This is a genomic window from Pseudomonas sp. GW821-FHT07F05 (assembly GCF_059418765.1).
The window spans coordinates 620,809-638,852 of record NZ_JBWKQL010000001.1 but is presented as its reverse complement, the minus strand read 5'-3'; the positions used below and the strand labels follow the sequence as shown (position 1 = coordinate 638,852).

Annotated in this window: 17 protein-coding genes; 14 read left to right on the top strand and 3 right to left on the bottom strand. The window is 62.6% G+C overall.

Annotated features, from left to right (window positions below):
* The first annotated feature begins 8 nt into the window (after positions 1 to 8).
* The 12 genes from AC07RO_RS02990 to AC07RO_RS02935 all read left to right on the top strand — a co-directional run bounded on the left by AC07RO_RS02990 (position 9) and on the right by AC07RO_RS02935 (position 12,394).
* Positions 9 to 959, top strand: coding sequence for a 4-hydroxyproline epimerase (locus tag AC07RO_RS02990; RefSeq protein WP_495085247.1), 951 nt, complete (start codon positions 9 to 11; stop codon positions 957 to 959).
* Complete coding sequence (locus AC07RO_RS02985) at positions 956 to 2,092, top strand: NAD(P)/FAD-dependent oxidoreductase (RefSeq protein WP_495085246.1); 1,137 nt, start codon at positions 956 to 958, stop codon at positions 2,090 to 2,092. Before AC07RO_RS02990 ends, AC07RO_RS02985 begins: the two co-directional genes overlap by 4 nt.
* Positions 2,085 to 2,321: a (2Fe-2S)-binding protein gene (locus AC07RO_RS02980; RefSeq protein ID WP_346630656.1), complete on the top strand. Its 237-nt coding sequence runs from the start codon at positions 2,085 to 2,087 to the stop codon at positions 2,319 to 2,321. The genes AC07RO_RS02985 and AC07RO_RS02980 overlap by 8 nt, the downstream gene beginning before the upstream one ends.
* Positions 2,318 to 3,598 carry an FAD-dependent oxidoreductase gene (locus tag AC07RO_RS02975; RefSeq protein WP_495085245.1) on the top strand — a complete coding sequence of 427 codons (1,281 nt, stop codon included), beginning with the start codon at positions 2,318 to 2,320 and terminating at the stop codon, positions 3,596 to 3,598. Before AC07RO_RS02980 ends, AC07RO_RS02975 begins: the two co-directional genes overlap by 4 nt.
* Positions 3,599 to 3,880: 282 nt before the next feature.
* Positions 3,881 to 4,630, top strand: a complete 750-nt coding sequence (locus AC07RO_RS02970) for a PAS domain-containing protein (RefSeq protein ID WP_495085335.1) — start codon at positions 3,881 to 3,883, stop codon at positions 4,628 to 4,630.
* Positions 4,631 to 5,009: 379 nt separating this feature from the next.
* On the top strand, positions 5,010 to 5,822 hold the full coding sequence (locus tag AC07RO_RS02965) for an ABC transporter substrate-binding protein (protein ID WP_192172921.1): 813 nt from the start codon (positions 5,010 to 5,012) through the stop codon (positions 5,820 to 5,822).
* Between the two features lie 229 nt (positions 5,823 to 6,051).
* The gene (gene lhpI, locus AC07RO_RS02960; protein ID WP_495085244.1) at positions 6,052 to 7,824 is read left to right on the top strand and encodes a cis-3-hydroxy-L-proline dehydratase; all 1,773 of its coding nucleotides are present in this window, start codon (positions 6,052 to 6,054) and stop codon (positions 7,822 to 7,824) included.
* The gene (locus AC07RO_RS02955; RefSeq protein WP_065992814.1) at positions 7,817 to 8,482 is read left to right on the top strand and encodes an amino acid ABC transporter permease; all 666 of its coding nucleotides are present in this window, start codon (positions 7,817 to 7,819) and stop codon (positions 8,480 to 8,482) included. The genes lhpI and AC07RO_RS02955 overlap by 8 nt, the downstream gene beginning before the upstream one ends.
* A gap of 10 nt (positions 8,483 to 8,492) precedes the next feature.
* The gene (locus tag AC07RO_RS02950) at positions 8,493 to 9,143 is read left to right on the top strand and encodes an amino acid ABC transporter permease (RefSeq protein ID WP_108120509.1); all 651 of its coding nucleotides are present in this window, start codon (positions 8,493 to 8,495) and stop codon (positions 9,141 to 9,143) included.
* A complete protein-coding gene (locus tag AC07RO_RS02945; protein ID WP_495085243.1) occupies positions 9,136 to 9,858 on the top strand; it encodes an amino acid ABC transporter ATP-binding protein in 723 nt (240 codons plus the stop codon). Before AC07RO_RS02950 ends, AC07RO_RS02945 begins: the two co-directional genes overlap by 8 nt.
* A gap of 225 nt (positions 9,859 to 10,083) precedes the next feature.
* Positions 10,084 to 11,121 (top strand): trans-3-hydroxy-L-proline dehydratase, encoded by a 1,038-nt coding sequence (locus tag AC07RO_RS02940; protein ID WP_495085242.1) that lies wholly within the window; start codon positions 10,084 to 10,086, stop codon positions 11,119 to 11,121.
* 355 nt (positions 11,122 to 11,476) lie between these two features.
* Entirely contained in the window at positions 11,477 to 12,394 is a 918-nt protein-coding gene (locus AC07RO_RS02935; protein WP_423575060.1) for a dihydrodipicolinate synthase family protein, read from the top strand.
* 148 nt (positions 12,395 to 12,542) lie between these two features.
* Here the strand turns inward: AC07RO_RS02935 and ttcA are convergent, their stop codons facing one another.
* Positions 12,543 to 13,367 carry a tRNA 2-thiocytidine(32) synthetase TtcA gene (gene ttcA, locus AC07RO_RS02930; RefSeq protein ID WP_495085241.1) on the bottom strand — a complete coding sequence of 275 codons (825 nt, stop codon included), beginning with the start codon at positions 13,365 to 13,367 and terminating at the stop codon, positions 12,543 to 12,545.
* 316 nt (positions 13,368 to 13,683) lie between these two features.
* Between ttcA and AC07RO_RS02925 the strand changes: the two genes are divergently transcribed.
* Both AC07RO_RS02925 and AC07RO_RS02920 read left to right on the top strand, forming a co-directional pair.
* On the top strand, positions 13,684 to 14,286 hold the full coding sequence (locus tag AC07RO_RS02925; RefSeq protein WP_282366716.1) for a Yip1 family protein: 603 nt from the start codon (positions 13,684 to 13,686) through the stop codon (positions 14,284 to 14,286).
* Between the two features lie 83 nt (positions 14,287 to 14,369).
* On the top strand, positions 14,370 to 14,864 hold the full coding sequence (locus tag AC07RO_RS02920) for a SprT family zinc-dependent metalloprotease (protein ID WP_495085240.1): 495 nt from the start codon (positions 14,370 to 14,372) through the stop codon (positions 14,862 to 14,864).
* Between the two features lie 329 nt (positions 14,865 to 15,193).
* Here AC07RO_RS02920 and AC07RO_RS02915 read toward each other — a convergent pair whose 3' ends face one another.
* Together AC07RO_RS02915 and AC07RO_RS02910 are read right to left on the bottom strand one after the other, a co-directional pair.
* On the bottom strand, positions 15,194 to 16,375 hold the full coding sequence (locus AC07RO_RS02915) for a CaiB/BaiF CoA transferase family protein (protein WP_495085239.1): 1,182 nt from the start codon (positions 16,373 to 16,375) through the stop codon (positions 15,194 to 15,196).
* Positions 16,376 to 16,496: 121 nt separating this feature from the next.
* Positions 16,497 to 17,834, bottom strand: coding sequence for a dicarboxylate/amino acid:cation symporter (locus tag AC07RO_RS02910; protein WP_192172930.1), 1,338 nt, complete (start codon positions 17,832 to 17,834; stop codon positions 16,497 to 16,499).
* Positions 17,835 to 18,044 lie beyond the last annotated feature (210 nt).

Sequence of the window (18,044 nt, the reverse complement as noted above, 5' to 3'; positions counted from 1 at the left end):
GGGAATACATGAAACGCATCCAGATCCTCGATTCTCACACCGGCGGCGAGCCGACGCGTTTGGTGCTCGACGGGTTCCCCGATCTTGGGCGGGGCAGCATGGCCGAGCGGCGGCAGCTTCTCGCGGATGAGTTCGATGACTGGAGGGCCGCCACCGTGCTCGAACCCCGCGGCAGCGATGTGCTGGTCGGGGCGCTGCTGTGTGAGCCGGTGGATCCCGAATCCTGCGCCGGGGTGATCTTTTTCAACAACAGCGGCTACCTGGGCATGTGCGGCCACGGCACCATCGGGCTGGTGGTGTCGCTGGCACATCTGGGCAAGATCGGCCCCGGCGTGCACCGCATCGAAACCCCGGTCGGCACGGTTCAGGCCACGCTGCACGACGACCGCTCCGTCAGCGTCGACAACGTGCCCTCCTACCGCTACCGCAAGGATTTCGTCGTCGAGGTGCCCGAACTGGGCAGCGTGACCGGTGACATCGCCTGGGGCGGCAACTGGTTTTTCCTGATCGCCGGCCACGGCCTGAGCGTCGCCGCCGACAACCTCGACGCCCTCACCGATTACACCTGGAAGGTCCGGCAGGCGCTGGAAAGCCAGGGCATTCGCGGCGAAGACGGCGGCGTCATCGACCACATCGAGCTGTTCGCCGATGACGACCACGCCGACAGCCGCAACTTCGTGCTCTGTCCCGGCAAAGCCTACGACCGCTCGCCCTGCGGCACCGGCACCAGCGCCAAACTGGCGTGCCTGGCGGCAGACGGCACACTTCAGCCCGGCACCCTTTGGCAGCAGGCCAGCGTGATCGGCAGTCAGTTCGAAGGCCATTTCGTCTGGGAGCACGGCGAGCGGCAGGCGGGCGACCGCATCGTGCCGACCATTCGTGGCCGCGCCTACATCAGCGCCGAGGCCACCTTGCTGCTGGACGACGAAGACCCGTTCGCCTGGGGCATTCGCTCGTGACCGATGCGCCCACGCTGCAGGGCCATGTTGCTGATGTGATCGTCATTGGCGGCGGCATCGTCGGCGCGGCGTGTGCGGATGAGCTGGCGTCTCAGGGTTTGCACGTGCTGGTGCTGGATTGTCAGCGCCCCGCCGCGACCGCTGCGGGGATGGGTCACTTGGTTGTTCTCGATCACAGTGCTGCCGAGCTGGCGCTGGGGGAATATTCCGTCAGGGCCTGGCGCGAACTGGCGCCGCAGATGCCGGACGACTGCGCGATGCGCACCAACGGCACCCTGTGGCTGGCCTGCAATGAAGAGGAAATGGAAGAAGCCGAGCGCAAGCATGCAGCGTTGAGCGAATACGGACTGGCGTGCAAGTTGCTGTCCGGCGCCGAACTGGCAGAAGCCGAGCCGTCGTTGCGATCCGGCCTGCTCGGCGCCTTGAAGGTCAGCGGCGACGGCATTCTGTACGCGCCTAATGCCGCGCGCTGGCTGTTGCAGCGCCAGTCTTCCCGAGTGGTTCAGCGTCAGGCCGAAGTCGTGGAAGTCCAGGGCAACCGTGTCCGGCTGGCGAATGGTGAATGGCTGCAAGCCCCCGCCGTTGTGCTTGCCAGCGGCATCTACGCCCGCGAGCTGTGCCCTGACCTGCCGCTGCAGGCGAAGAAAGGCCACCTGTTGATCACCGACCGTTACCCCGCGCAGATCACCCACACGCTGGTCGAGCTGGGCTACGTCACCAGCGCCCACAAGGGCAACGGCCCCTCGGTGGCGTTCAATGTGCAGCAGCGCCCGACCGGCCAATTGTTCATCGGCTCATCGCGGCAGTTCGACAACCATAATCCAGAGGTCGACGCGGCCATGCTCGGGCAGATGCTGCGCCGGGCGATGGATTTCCTCCCAGGCCTCGGCGACATGAACGGCCTTCGCAGCTGGACCGGCTTTCGTTCCGCCAGCCCCGACGGTCAGCCGCTGATCGGCCAGCACCCGCATCAACCCGGCCTGTGGCTGGCGGTCGGGCACGAAGGCCTCGGCGTCACCACGGCAACCGGCACCGCCCGCCTGCTCGCCGCGCAAATGCTGCGCACACCGCCGCCCCTCGCCGTTGAACCGTATTTGCCCCATCGTTTTATCGGAGCCCGCGCCCATGCCTGAGTTGAGCATCGACGGTCAGCCCTTTCGCTTCGTCCAAGGCACCACGGTGGCCGCCGCGCTGATGTCCAGCGGTGATCGTTGCAGCCGCACGTCGGTCAGCGGCCAGCGTCGCGCGCCCTTGTGTGGCATGGGGATTTGCCAGGAATGCCGGGTGAGCATCGACGGCCTGCGCCGATTGGCCTGCCAGACGATCTGCGGCGACGGCATGCGCGTCGAGACTCAGCCATGACCGTGGCCGTGAACGCGACAACGACCGAGCATGTCGATCTGCTGATCATCGGCGCAGGTCCGGCCGGCATGGCGGCGGCTCTGGCTGCGGCGCCTTACGGGCTGAGCATCGCCCTGCTCGACGACAACCCGCTGCCGGGCGGGCAAATCTGGCGCGACGGCCCGAACGCTGAGGTGCCGAAACAGGCTCACGATATGCGCGGGCAGTTGCAGGGTTTCAGCAACGTTCGCCTGCACAGCGGCTGCAAAGTGGTTGCGCTGGCGGGGCCGAAACGCTTGCTGCTGGAAGACGCCGAGCGCGGCTGGGTGTTGAGTTACGACAAACTGATTCTGTGCACCGGCGCACGGGAGCTGCTGCTGCCCTTCCCCGGCTGGACGCTGCCGGGCGTCACCGGCGCCGGCGGCTTGCAGGCGCTGATCAAAGGCGGCCTGCAGGTGAAAGACGAACGCATTGTGATTGCCGGGACTGGCCCGCTGTTGCTGGCATCGTCGGCAACCGCGCAAAAGCACGGCGCCGAGGTCGTGCGCGTTGCCGAGCAGGCGCCTTTGAGCGCCGTCGCCGGTTTCGGCGCCGGGCTGTGGCGCTGGCCGAACAAGGCGATTCAGGCGATTACGCTGGCCAGTGCCGCCTACCGAACGTCGGCCCATGTGCTGGCGGCGCTGGGCACGGATCGGCTGGAAGGCGTGCGCGTTCAGGTGGGTGCCAAAGTCGAAGAGCTGGCCTGCGAGCGTCTGGCCTGTGGCTTCGGTCTGGTGCCCAACGTCGAGATCGGCCGGGCGCTCGGCTGTACTGTTCAGAATCAGGCCATCGTGGTGGATGAGTGGCAGGCGACGCGTCTGCCCGATCACTTCGCAGCGGGGGAATGCACCGGTTTCGGTGGCAGTGAACTGGCATTGGTCGAAGGGCGGATTGCCGGGCTGGTGGCGGTCGGTGAACGGGGAAAGGCGCGAGGCTTGTGGGCTGAGCGGCAGCGCTGGCAGGGCTTTGCGGATCGGTTGAACACAGCGTTCCGCCTCAATCCTGCGCTGAAACACCTGGCGATGCCGGAAACGCTGGTCTGCCGCTGCGAAGACGTGCGTTACGCGGACCTGGCGGATCATGGCAGTTGGACCGGGGCCAAACTCGCCACCCGTTGCGGGATGGGCGCGTGTCAGGGGCGGATCTGTGGGACGGCGGCGCAGACGTTGTTCGGCTGGGAACCTCCGTTGTTGCGCCCGCCGTTCAGCCCGGCGCGGATCTCGACGCTGGCGTGTCTGGACGAGGGTGCCCCTGTTTAAAGCGCCTGATTTATTAAATTGCGTGAGTGAACGGGGTGGCGCTCCGCATTGCTCACAAAGACGGTGTTTCGAACGCGGAATATCCAGCGGATGTCTCGGCCCTTCGCGAGCAAGCTCGCTCCCACAGTTTCTTCGTCTGCAGGGATCTCGGCACTCAGAGGGCTGTTCCAAGAGGACTGATTTATTGATACGGCGGCTCCAGTCGCCCACCGACTAGCCGACGCACCCAACATCCCGCATCATCGATCCATCCTCCGCCCGGCCGTCCTGCCCGTGAACACGATTGACCTCATCCCCGCCGCGCCCTTGCACGATCTCGAACAACTGCTCGCCAGCCTGGCGTTGGTCGCGCCGTTGTTCGATGCGATTCCGGGTGTCGTGTTCTTCGTCAAGGACGCCCAGGCGCGCTATGCGCTGGTCAACCAGACGCTGGTGCAGCGCTGCGGTTTCAAGAATAAAAGCCAGATCGTCGGGCTGACCGCCGAAGAGGTATTCCCCGCCCGCTTCGGCCCGCTGTACACCGCCCAGGACCGCCGCGTGCTGGCCGATGGCAGGCAACTGAGCGATCAACTGGAGCTGCACTTGTATTACGGCAATCAGCCGATCTGGTGCCTGACCCACAAGATCGCACTGCGGGATCGTCAGGGCGCGATCATCGGGCTGGCGGGTATCTCCCGGGATCTTCAAATTCTGCAGACGACCCATCCGGCGTACCAGAAGCTGGTCGAGGTCGACGCGTACATTCGCGAGCACTTCGCGCGGCCCATCACCCTTGAGCAACTGACGGCCATTGCCGGGCTGTCCATTGCCCAGCTGGAGCGGCACTGCAAACGCATCTTCCAGCTGACGCCCCGGCAGATGATCCACAAGGCGCGGCTGGGTGAGGCGTCGCGGTTGTTGCAGGAAGACCTGTCGATCACCGAGATCGCCCTGCGCTGCGGGTATACGGATCACAGTGCGTTTAGTCGCCAGTTCAAGGCGATGACCGGGGCGTCGCCGAGTGAGTATCGGGGTTCGCAACGGCGCATATGAATCCACCGCCATCCTCCCTGGATGATCGCGGTGCTTCTGTAGGACTGGCTTTAGCCGGGAAGAGGCCGGGGTGTGCACCGTTGATTTTGCAGTGTTCCGAATGACGCGTTCCCGGCTAAAGCCGGTCCTACGGTGATTGCAGTGCGGCGCAATCTGCATCTTTGCCGCACGGCAACGTGCATCAATGAAGCACGCCGCGCTTTCCTGCTCCTTTATGTAACACCGCCCCGCGCTCTTGAAACACCCCTCTAAATCCCAGCCCGCTGATCCAGAGCCCTGCACGGCGTACTGGCAAAACAGGCACGCTGCGTGCATATCAAATATCGTATACGAAATTACTTATCCGGCCGTTTCCCCTTTTGCACGCACCGAGGCTTCTATGAAAAACCAAGCTGTCGCCGTCGCCCTCCTCGCCGTCATGAGCTCTTCTTTTATCAACACCGCGCTGGCCGACAAGCTCGATGACATCATCGACTCCGGCAAACTGCGCTGCGCCGTGACCCTGGACTTCCCGCCGATGGGGTCCCGTGATGACAAGAACAACCCGGTCGGGTTTGACGTCGATTACTGCAACGACCTTGCGAAGGTGCTGGGCGTGACTGCCGAGGTGGTGGAAACGCCGTTTCCGGACCGCATTCCTGCACTGGTTTCAGGGCGAGCTGACGTGATCGTGGCGTCGACTTCGGACACCCTGGAACGGGCGAAAACGGTGGCGATGACCATCCCGTATTTCGCCTTCCAGATGGTGGTGCTGACCCGCGACGACGCCGGCATCAACAGCTACGACGACCTCAAGGGCAAGGATGTCGGCAACACCAGCGGCACGTTCGAAGCGATCGCGCTGGAGAAGGATCAGAAGAAATGGGGCAGCGGCAGTTTCCGCGCGTACCAGACCCAGAACGACACCATCCTCGCCGTCGCCCAGGGCCACATCAAAGCGTCCGTGGTCACCAACACCGTCGCCGCCGCCTCGATCAAATCCGGCAAATACAAAGGCCTGAAGATTGCCGGTAACGCGCCCTACACCATCGACTACGTTTCTCTTGCGGCCAAGCGTAACGAGTACGGGCTGATTCATTACCTGAACCTGTTCGTGAACCAGCAAGTGCGCTCGGGACGCTATGCCGAGCTGTATGAAAAGTGGGTGGGCGGCAAGCCGGTCGACCTGACCGTGCCGGGCGTCTATTACTGAGATTGCTTGATCGTTAATACGCCTCACGATGATCGTTCCCTAGCTCCGCGCGGGAATGCAGCCCCAGACGCTGATCGTTCCCACGCTCTGCGTGGGAATGCATCCCCTGACGCTCTGCGTCAGAAAAGCGCAACGCGGAGCGTCGCAAGCGGCATTACCACGCGGAGCATGGGAACGATCACCGGAAACGATCGAATCCCGGAACTGGTTCATTACTCAGGAGCCCACGATGTCTGAAGTCTCGTTGAACGGGCGCTGTCTCGTCTCCGGCAGCGCTCAGGGCGAATTGTTGTATGCCGACGTGGGCCTGAGTTTCTGGGGCGGGGTCGAGCCGTTTACCGGTGAAGTGATCGACCGCCATCATCCCCTCAGCGGCCGGTTCATCAACGGTCGCGTGCTGGCCATTCCCAGCGGGCGCGGTTCGTGTACCGGCAGCAGCGTGTTGCTGGAACTGATCCTCAACGGCCACGCCCCCGCCGCACTGGTCTTCGAGCGTGTCGAAGACATCCTCACCCTCGGCGTGTTGATCGCCGAGCAGATGTTTGGCCATTCGATTCCGGTGATCAGCCTCGGCGAAGCGGGTTTTGCGGCACTGCGGGACGTCGCTTTCGTGCGGGTCGAGGATGACCGCGTGAGCGGCTTTTCCAGCCCACCCCCGCCACTTTTTCGCGATCACACACCTCAGGCGGACCGCCGCGCCATCAGCACCATCGCCCTGACCGAAACCGACCAGGGCTTTCTCGACGGCGCTTACGGCAAAGCCGCGCAGGTGGCGATGGGCATCATCCTGCGCATAGCCGAGCTGCAAGGCGCGACCGAACTGCTGGACATCACCCAGGCGCACATCGACGGCTGTATCTACACCGGCCCGGCCAGCCTGCGTTTCGCCCGGCAACTGGTGGCCTGGGGCGGCAAAGTCCGCGTGCCCACCACCCTCAATTCCATCTCCGTGGACAAGCGCCGCTGGCGCGAATTGGGCGTCGACCCGGCCCTCGGCGAGCCGGCCAGTCAGCTGGGCGATGCCTATCTGGAGATGGGCGCGCGGGTGAGTTTTACCTGCGCGCCGTACCTGCTGGACAGCGCCCCGGAGCTGGGCGAGCAGATCGTCTGGGCCGAGTCCAACGCCGTGGTCTACGCCAACAGCGTGATCGGCGCGCGCACCCTGAAATACCCGGATTACCTCGACATCTGTATCGCCCTCACCGGCCGCGCGCCGAAGATCGGCTGCCACCTGACCCAACAACGGTTGGCGACCCTGCGCATCGACGTCCCTGCACTGGACGGCCTCGACGACAGTTTCTACCCGCTGCTCGGCTATCACGTCGGGCTGCTGTGCGGCGCCACGATCCCGGTAGTCTGCGGCCTCGAACACAAGGCGCCCACGCTGGATGACCTCAAGGCCTTCGGCGCGGCGTTCGCCACCACGTCCGCTGCGCCGATGTTTCATATCGCCGGCGTGACACCCGAAGCCACCACCGCCGAACTGGCGCTGGACGGGCATGCGCCGGAGAAAACCCTGAGCGTCAGCCCGGCAGACCTGCTGCACAGCTGGCGCGAGTTGAACAGCGCGCCAACGCCGGAAGTGGACGCCGTGACGCTGGGCAATCCGCATTTTTCCCTGAGCGAATGCGCGACGCTGGCGTACCTGTGTGGCACGCAGCGCAAGCATGAGAATGTGGCGATCGTGATTACCTGCGGCCGCGCCACCCTGGAACGCGCGCAGCAGGCCGGCTATGTCGAGACGCTCGAAAACTTCGGCGTGCAGTTCGTCACCGACACCTGCTGGTGCATGCTCGGCGAGCCGGTGATACCGCCGACCGCGCGCAACCTGATGACCAACTCCGGCAAATACGCGCACTACGCTCCGGGGCTGGTGGGGCGTCGCGTGCATTTCGCCAGCCTGGCCGAGTGCGTCGACAGCGCGATCACCGGTGTCGCCAGCGGGCGCCTGCCAGCCTGGTTGATGGCGGCGCACCAGGCGGAGGTCAGCGCAGATGTTTGATTACAACTTCCACTGGCGCGCGGCGTTCAAGGCCCTGCCCGACATGCTCAACGGCGCGTGGGTCACCTTCGAGACCGCTGCGCTGTCGATGATCCTCGGCGTCACCATCGCGCTGTTTCTGGTGTTCATGCGCCAAGGCAAAAACCGCCTGTTCCGGGGCTTCGCCGCCACCTGGATTTCCATCGCGCGCAACACGCCGTCGCTGTTCCAGGTGTACATCCTGTATTTCGGCCTGGGCTCGTTCGGCCTGCACATCAGTTCGTGGGCCGCGTTGCTCGCCGGCATCACCATCAACAACGCGGGCTATCTGGCGGAGAACTTCCGTGGCGGTCTGAAGGCCGTGCCCGACACGCAATTGCGCGCCGCCCGTTCGCTGGGCATGAGCGCGCCCCAGGCCTACCGGCTGATCGTCATTCCGCAGTTGCTGCGCATCGTTTTCTATCCGCTGACCAACCAGATGGTGTGGGCCGTGCTGATGACCTCGATGGGGGTGATCGTCGGCCTGAACAACGACCTCACCGGCGTGACCCAGGACTACAACGTCAAGACCTTCCGCACTTTCGAATTCTTCGCCATTGCGGCGGTGCTCTATTACCTGATCGCCAAGCTGATCGTGGCCGTTGCCCGGCTGCTGTCCTGGCGGCTGTTCCGGTACTGAGGAGATGGGCATGTTCGAGAGCACGTTCACCTGGAACGACCTGCAATTCATGCTTCAGGGCGCCTGGGTCACGATTTTGCTGACCGTGGTGTCGATGTTCATCGGCACGCTGGCGGGGGTGGTCTGCGGCATGGCCCGCGCCCTCCTGCCGCGCAGCACGATTCCGCTGGCATGGGTGCTGGACGTGTTCCGCAGCGTGCCGTTGCTGATTCAGTTCGTGCTGTTCAACGCGCTGAAAAGCATCGTCGGCCTGAACTGGAGCGCCTTCGCCGTGGCCTGCGTGGTGCTGGGGCTGTATGTCACCGCTTATTGCACAGAGATCGTGCGCAGCGGCGTGCTGTCGGTGCCGCTTACGTTGCGCCGCGCCAGCCGCTCCCTGGGCCTGACGTACTGGCAGGACCTGCGCCAGATCGTCATGCCGATGGCCACCCGCGTGGCGTTTCCCGGCTGGATCAACCTGCTGCTCGGGGTGATGAAAGACACCGCGCTGGTGATGTGGATCGGCATCGTCGAACTGCTGCGCGCCTCGCAAACCATCGTCACGCGCATTCAGGAGCCGCTGCTGGTGCTGTGCATCGCCGGCCTGATTTATTACGTCATGAGTCTGGTGGTCGCCCGGTTGGGCGCCCGGCTGGAAACGAGGTGGCAGGAAAATGATTGAGATCGACAACGTGCACAAGTCATTCGGCGAGCTTGAGGTCATCAAGGGCGTGAGCCTGCAGGTGAACAAGGGTGAAGTGGTGTCGATCATCGGCGGTTCGGGCTCGGGCAAGTCGACGCTGCTGATGTGCATCAACGGGCTGGAATCGATCAAGAGCGGCAGCATTCGTGTCGACGGCACCGAGGTGCATGCCCGGGGCACGGACATCAACAAGCTGCGGCAGAAAATCGGCATCGTCTTTCAGCAGTGGAACGCGTTTCCCCATTTGACAGTGCTGGAAAACGTGATGCTGGCGCCGCGCACCGTGCTGGGCAAAAGCAAGGCCGAAGCCGAAGCGCTGGCGGTCAAGCAACTGACCCATGTGGGCCTGGGCGACAAGCTCAAGGTGTTTCCCGGCAAATTGTCGGGCGGTCAGCAACAGCGCATGGCGATTGCCCGGGCGCTGGCGATGTCGCCGGATTACATGCTGTTTGACGAGGCGACGTCGGCCCTCGATCCGCAACTGGTCGGCGAGGTGCTGGACACCATGCGCCTGCTGGCCGAGGACGGCATGACGATGATTCTGGTGACCCACGAAATCCGTTTTGCCCGGGATGTGTCCGACCGCGTGGCGTTTTTCCGAAACGGGCTGGTGCATGAGATCGGCACGCCGGATCAGGTGATCGGTAACCCGCAACGGCCGGAGACGGCGGATTTTTTGCGATCAATCAATTAGGGGGTTGGCTTGAACAGGGCGTCCATGGAAACCACCACCTGTAGGCGTCAGCTTGCTCGCGATGACTGCATTGCAGGCGCCAGAGAGGTTGCGACTGTACCGGCCCCTTCGTGAGCAAGCTCACTCCCACACGTCATCCAGCGTGAGTGAGATCGAAGGCTCGCCTCATTTTCTGATGAGCCCAAGCAAATCGATACGTATTTTTTTACAGGAGGGCCTTAGGTCATGCGCTCAACGAAAGTGATTCATGTGGTCAGTTGTCACGCCGAAGGTGAGGTGGGCGATGTGATTGTCGGCGGGGTTGCGCCGCCGCCGGGCGACACGATCTGGGAGCAGTCGCGCTGGATCGAGAAGGACAACGTGCTGCGCAATTTCATGCTCAACGAGCCCCGCGGCGGGGTGTTCCGTCACGTCAATCTGCTGGTGCCGCCCAAGCACCCGAAAGCGCAGATGGGCTGGATCATCATGGAACCGGCCGACGTGCCGCCGATGTCTGGCTCCAATTCCCTGTGCGTGGCGACGGTGCTGCTGGACAGCGGGATTCTGCCGATGACCGAGCCGGAAACCCGCCTGATCCTGGAGGCGCCGGGCGGTTTGATCGAAGCGATTGCCCAGTGCCGCGACGGCAAGGTGACGAGCGTCGAAGTGCACAACCACCCGTCGTTCGCCGATCAGCTGGACGTGTGGATCGAGGTGCCAGGATTGGGTTCGATTCAGGTGGATACCGCGTATGGCGGCGACAGTTTTGCCATCGTCGATTCGGTGAAGCTGGGCTTTGCGTTGACCGCTGATGAGGCGAAGGATCTGGTGGACACCGGCCTGAAAATCACCAAGGCCGCCAACGAGCAGCTGGGTTTCAGCCATCCGTTGAACAAGGACTGGAATCACATTTCGTTTTGCCAGATCGCAGCGCCGGTGAGTTTTGAAGGCGGCGTGGCCCATGCGGCCAACGCGGTGGTGATCCGTCCCGGCAAAATAGACCGCTCGCCGTGCGGCACCGGGTGTTCCGCGCGGCTGGCGGTGTTGCATGCGAAGGGTCAGCTGAAGGTGGGCGACCGGTTTATCGGGCGTTCGATCATTGGCTCGGAGTTTCACTGCAGGATTCAGAGCGAGACCGAGGTGGCCGGGCGCAAGGCGATCATCCCGAGCCTGTCCGGGCGGGCGTGGATCACCGGCACGCACCAACACATGCTCGACCCGAGCGATCCGTGGCCAGAGGGGTACAAGTTGAGTGATACCTGGCCAGTGGGTTTGAAGTTGTAACTGCTGCGGCTGCTTTCAATAAATGCGAAACCGATTTTTCTGAATGAATGCAAAACCGATTTTTTCTGGATGAATGCACAACCGATTTGGATGGACGCATGCAAAACCTGTGGGAGCGAGCTTGCTCGCGAATGCAGGGTGTCAGTCACCACATCCATCGCAGACACAACGCCTTCGTGAGCAAGCTCACTCCCACAAGGACTGTGTTTTCTGCGGGACAGCGCGGTGTCTGCACCAACAATGTCCCACATGAATCAGGAACTATCTGAAACACCGTTGGAACACCAAACGACCGGGCGTCATACGCCCAAACCAAACCGTATACGAAATACCTTTATTCAATCAGGAGTCAATCATGAGCCAGTCCGTGTCCTGGAGCGGGGTCTTCCCTGCCGTTACCACCCAATTCAACGACGATTTCTCCCTCAATCTGGAGGCCACCCATAAGGTCATTTCCAATTTGGTGCGCGATGGCGTATCGGGGCTGGTGATCTGCGGAACCGTGGGGGAAAACACCTCGTTGAGCGTCGCCGAAAAGATCAGCCTGGTGGAAGCCGCCAAAGACGCCTCGGCCGGGCGCGTGCCGGTGATTTCGGGCATCGCCGAGTTCACCAGCGCCAACGCCAGCGCCGTCGCCAAAGAAGTGCAAAAAGCCGGTGCCGACGGGATCATGCTGATGCCGGCGCTGGTGTACTCGGCCAAGCCTTTCGAAACCGCCACGCACTTCCGCACCGTGGCCGCCGCCACCGACCTGCCGATGATGGTTTACAACAACCCGCCGATCTACAAGAACGACGTGACCCCGGACATCCTCATCTCTCTGGCGGACTGCGACACCATCGTGTGTTTCAAGGATTCGTCGGGCAACACCAACCGCTTTATCGACGTGCGCAACGAAGTCGGCGATCGCTTCGTGCTGTTTGCCGGCCTGGATGATGTGTTGGTGGAGAGCGTTGCGGTGGGTGCAGTGGGCTGGGTGTCGGGGATGTCCAACGCCTTCCCGAAAGAGGGCGAAACGTTGTTCCGTCTGGCCAAGGCCGGGCGTTTTGCCGAGGCGATGGCGCTGTATGAGTGGTTCATGCCGCTGCTGCACCTGGATGCGCGTCCGGACCTGGTGCAGTGCATCAAGCTGTGCGAAGCGATCATGGAGCGCGGCAGCGCCCTCACCCGCCCACCGCGTCTGGCGCTGCCGGACAGTGATCGGGAATATGTGGAGAAACTGATGAAGACAGCGTTGGCGAACAGGCCGGTGTTGCCGGATGTGGGGCTTTGATGCGCTTGGTTTTGGGGTGAACCGATCCGCGTGTTTTGGCGTAGATCTGTGGTGTTCAAACCGGCCTCTTCCCGGCTGAAGCCGGTCCTACTGACGGAACTCGCGACCGTAGTAGGACCGGCTTCAGCCGGGAACCGGGATGTCGGCGTTACACATTCACCACATTCACAAACCGCGAGGCGGCGGTTTCGTCGATGCGCAGGTTGGTGAAGTCGAACAGGTTGCGGTCCGCCAGTTGCGAGGGCTGGACGTTCTGCAGGCTGCGGAAAATCATGTCGGAGCGGCCCGGGGTCTTGCGGTCCCAGTCCTGCAGCATCTCCTTGACCACCTGACGCTGCAGGTTTTCCTGGGAGCCGCACAGGTTGCACGGGATGATCGGGAATTGCTTGAAGTCCGAATACGCCTGAATGTCCTTCTCGGCGCAGTAGGCCAGCGGACGAATCACCACGTTGCGGCCATCGTCGGCGCGCAGCTTGGGCGGCATGGCCTTGATGCTGCCCTGGAAAAACATGTTCAGGAAAAACGTCTCGACGATGTCGTCACGGTGGTGACCGAGGGCCATCTTGGTCGCGCCGATTTCATCCGCAAACGTATACAGCGTGCCGCGACGCAGGCGCGAACACAGCGAGCACGTGGTCCGGCCCTCGGGCACCAGCTCCTTGACCACCGAATAGGTGTCTTTCTCGACGATGTGGTACTCGACGCCCAATTGCTCCAGGTACGCCGGCAGGATGTGCTCGGGGAAACCCGGCTGTTTCTGGTCCATGTTCACCGCGACGATGTCGAACTTGATCGGCGCGACTTTCTGCAAATGCAGCAGCACATCCAGCAGCGTGTAACTGTCCTTGCCGCCGGACAGGCAGACCATCACCTTGTCGCCCTCTTCAATCATGTTGTAGTCGGCCACCGCTTCGCCCGCGAGCCGACGCAGACGCTTCTGCAGTTTGTTCTGATTGACTGAAAGGGTGCCCATGGCGCTGGTATCCGCTCGCTGTGGTGGGAAGAGACGTGGGGAAAGGGTCGGCATTTTACGCAAAAAGACCGGCTCGGGTAATGGCTGTCGCGGGTGGAACGACCGTCGATTTGTAGGGCCCTTGATCGCCAACCGCTATTAACAGCGCCTTTGAACGCCTCAATCGCTCTAACGCCTCCGGTTTATGGGTGCTCAGCTTTCTATACTGACCTGAGAGGTCCCAGCCATTTCCCTTGCTCGACTGTGACCTTGTCCTGACGGCATCTGCAGTCGGGCTTCGTGGGAAGCGGCGGCACACATCACGGGAGTAACGGACATGATCCATCACGTCTTGGGGCTGTTCACCCACCCCGATCAGGAATGGCAACAGATACGCGGCGAAGGTGAAGAAAGCATCGGCCATATGTACTTCACCCACACGCTGATCCTGGCGGCGATCCCGGCGGTGTCGGCGTACATCGGCACGACCCAGGTGGGGTGGCAGATCGGCGACCGCGCGCCGGTCATGCTGACCAGCGATAGCGCGGTGTGGATGGCGCTGATGTCGTACATCGCCATGCTCGCCGGCGTCGGCGTCATGGGCGGCTTCATCCACTGGATGGCGCGCACCTATGACGCGACACCCAGCCTGGCGCGCTGCGTGGCCTTCGCGACCTACACGGCGACGCCGCTGTTCCTCGGCGGGCTGGCCGCGCTGTACCCGCACATGTGGCTGGGGATGATGGTCGGGCTGGCGGCGGTCTGCTACACGGTGTACCTGCTGTACGTCGGTTTGCCGGTGTTCATGGGCGTGCACCCGGACGAAGGCTTCATGTTCTCAAGCTCGGTGCTGGCGGTCGGGCTGGTGGTGTTGGTGGCGATCATGGCGTTTACCGTGGTGCTCTGGGGCGTGGGGATCGGTCCGGAATTCACCAGTTAGTACCCGGTGACCATTCGGCGCTTTGGGTTTTGGCGGCACAGAAGCTTTGCGGCATACTCGCCTCCTCTGGAGACCGATGAAGCATGCTCGAACCACTCAACACCCGCGTCGAATCCTGCTACCAGCAAGCCGAAGATTTCTTCAAACGCCCTTTCAAGCGCCCGGTCGTGAGCGTCAAACTGCGCGGCCAGAAGGCCGGTGTGGCACATCTGCACGAGAACATGCTGCGCTTCAATCCGCAGCTGTACCTGGAAAACAGCGAAGACTTCCTGCGCCAGACCGTCCCTCACGAGGTCGCGCACCTCGTTGCCCATCAACTGTTCGGCGACACCATTCAGCCCCATGGCGAGGAATGGCAGCTGATCATGCGCGGCGTCTACGAGCTGCCGCCCAACCGCTGCCACACCTACGAAATCCAGCGCCGCAGCGTGACCCGCTACATCTACCGATGCCCGTGCCCGGAAAGCGATTTCCCCTTCACCGCCCAGCGCCACAAGCTGGTGCGCAAAGGCCGGCGCTACCTGTGCAAACGCTGCCGGGAGATTCTGGTGTTCAGCGGCGAGATGCGGGTGGAGTGACTCCCCGCTTTCTCAAGTGGCTCCAAGTAAGTCATCGCGAGCAAGCTCGCTCCCACAGGATTGGAGTGGACTCGGGACCTTGTTAACGCCACTGAGGTTGCGCACGAGTGACCGGGGTGAACTCGGGACCTTGGTGACGCCGCTGGACTTGTGGGAGTGAGCTTGCTCACGAAGGGGCCAGGGCAGTCAGCAATTTTCTCAAGTGGCTGCAAGTAAGTCTTCGCGAGCAAGCTCGCTCCCACAGGATTGGAGTGTACTCAGGACCTTGTTAAAGCCGCTGAGGTTGCGCACGAGTGACCGGAGCATTCGATTGACCCTGCCTTCAGATTTCACCCAAACACACCCGCCTCACCCATCGACTGAATATCCTGCTCACTGAACCCTGCTTCGGCCAGCACCTGCGCAGAGTGCGCGCCGACGGCCACGCCGATGTGCCGGGGCACGGGCAGTCCTTCTGAGAACTTCAATGGGCAGGCCATCTGCACCTGAGCGCTGCCATCGCCACGGGGCACCTGCGCCAGCATCTGGCGCGCCTGAATGTGCGGGTGCTGCGTGGCTTCGGAGAAACTCAGCACCGGCTCGACACAGGCATCGATGCCGGCGAGCAGTTCTTGCAGCTCATCGGAACTGCGGCGCTCGAACTCGATTTCCAGCTCACGCTTGAGCACGGCCTGTTCGTCGGGCAAAAACGAGAGCCCAAGCCTCGCCAGTTCCGGTCGTCCCAGCGCGGCACACATCCCGTGGAGAAAACCGGGCTCCAGGCCCCCCACCGAAAACCACCTGCCGTCGCGGCTGCGGTAGTAATCGTAGAAGCTGCCGCCGTTGAGCATCTGCGTCTCCCGATCGGGCTCAACGCCGGCCGCCAGATACCCCGCGCCGGCCAGGGCATTCAGGCTGAACGCGCAATCGGTCATGCTGACGTCGACGTACTGGCCCTGCCCGGTTTGATGGCGCGCGACCACCGCCGCGAGCAAACCGATGACCCCATGCAACGAACCACCGGCGACATCCGCGACCTGCACGCCCAAGGGCAACGGCCCGCCGTCCTGGCGCCCGGTGTGGCTGGCCAGCCCTGCCACGGCCATGTAATTGATGTCGTGGCCGGCGCGATTACGGTAGGGCCCGGTCTGGCCGTAACCGGTGATGGCGACGTAGATCAGCCGCGGATTGATCGCCTTCAACGCCTCATACCCAATCCCCAGCCGGTCCATTACGCCCGGCCGAAACTGCTCCAGCACGATGTCGTAATCCGCCACCAGCCGCTTGACCACCTCGATGGCCTGAGGCTGTTTGAGGTCCAGCGCCAGGCTGCGTTTGTTGCGGTTGAGGTAGGCGTGGCTGGCTGAAACGCCGTGGTCATGGGGCGGCAATTCCCGCAGCAGATCCGGGCGGGTCGGTGATTCGATGCGCAACACCTCAGCGCCCATGTCCGCCAGCAGCAGCGAAGCGAATGGTCCGGGCAGCAATGTCGAGAAATCGAGGACTTTGAGCGATGACAGCGGACCGTGCATGGGGCGTTCTCTGATGGCCGGCAAGGGGCTCAGAGTAGGTGCGATTCGCCCATAAAAAAAGCCTGTCCGAAGACAGGCTTTTTCAACAACCCTTACCGCTGACGCGTGTTACGAACGCAGCTTACGAACGTACAACAGGGGTAGGCGCAGTTTCGGCCACACCCAGGTCGTCGGTAGGAGCGGTGTTGTCGATGGCACGACCGCCGGAGGCCAGCTCGGACTGCATCTGCGGAACGTCCAGCTCACCGACCCACTTGGCGACAACCAGGGTTGCCACAGCGTTACCGCACAGGTTGGTCAGGGCGCGGGCTTCGGACATGAAGCGGTCGATGCCCAGGATCAGCGCCAGACCGGCGACCGGCAGCGTGCCGACGGCAGACAGGGTGGCGGCCAGTACGATGAAGCCGGAACCGGTCACGCCTGCCGCACCTTTGGACGACAGCAGCAGCACCAGCAACAGGGTGATCTGATGGGTGATGTCCATGTGGGTGTTGGTGGCCTGAGCGATGAACACCGCAGCCATGGTCAGGTAGATCGAGGTACCGTCGAGGTTGAACGAGTAACCGGTCGGGATCACCAGACCCACAACGGATTTCTTCGCGCCCAGACGCTCCATCTTGATCAGCATGCGTGGCAGTGCCGACTCGGACGACGAGGTACCCAGCACGATCAGCAGTTCTTCGCGGATGTACTTGATCAGCTTGAGGATGCTGAAGCCGTGAGCGCGAGCGATGGCACCCAGCACCACCAGCACGAACAGCAGGCAGGTGATGTAGAAGCACAGCATCAGTTGGCCGAGCTGCACCAGCGAGCTGACGCCGTAGGCACCGATGGTGAACGCCATGGCACCCAGCGCGCCCAGCGGGGCGAGCTTCATGATCATGTTGATGATGTTGAACATGATGTGGGCGAAGCGATCGATGAAGTCCAGGATCGGCTTGCCGTAGGCGCCCAGGCGGTGCAGGGCGAAACCGAAGATCACCGAGAACATCAGCACTTGCAGGATGTCGCCGTTGGCGAACGCGCCGACGATGGTGTTCGGGATGACGTTGAGGATGAAGCCGACGATGCTCTGGTCTTTACCAGCGGTCACATAGGCCGCGACCTTGGAAGCGTCGAGGGTGGACACGTCGATGTTCATGCCGGCGCCCGGCTGGACGACGTTGACCACGATCAGGCCGATGATCAGCGAGATGGTCGAAACGATTTCGAAGTAGAGCAGCGCGTAGCCGCCGGTCTTGCCCACGGATTTCATGCTCTGCATGCCAGCGATGCCGCTGACGACGGTGCAGAAGATGATCGGTGCAATGACCATTTTGATCAGTTTGATGAACCCGTCACCCAGCGGTTTGAGCGTTACGGCAGTTTCGGGGTACCAGTGACCGAGGGCGATACCGACGATGATCGCGACGATCACCTGGGCGTACAGGGATTTATAGATGGGCTGACGAGTCGTCATTGCAGTTTCCTCAAGAGCATCGGTCTGCAACATTCCGGTTGCAGAGACGCCTAAAGTGCGAACCCTCCTGCTCGGAGGGATTTGTTTTTGTCGAGCTGCGCGCGGCAGACCTCTGCCCAGTGCATCGCAAGCACCGTGCCAGAGTTGTTAAATCGTGTGACAGGCCCGGATTCCGTGAACCGGCTGTTTAACGATAGACCCGTTGGCCGA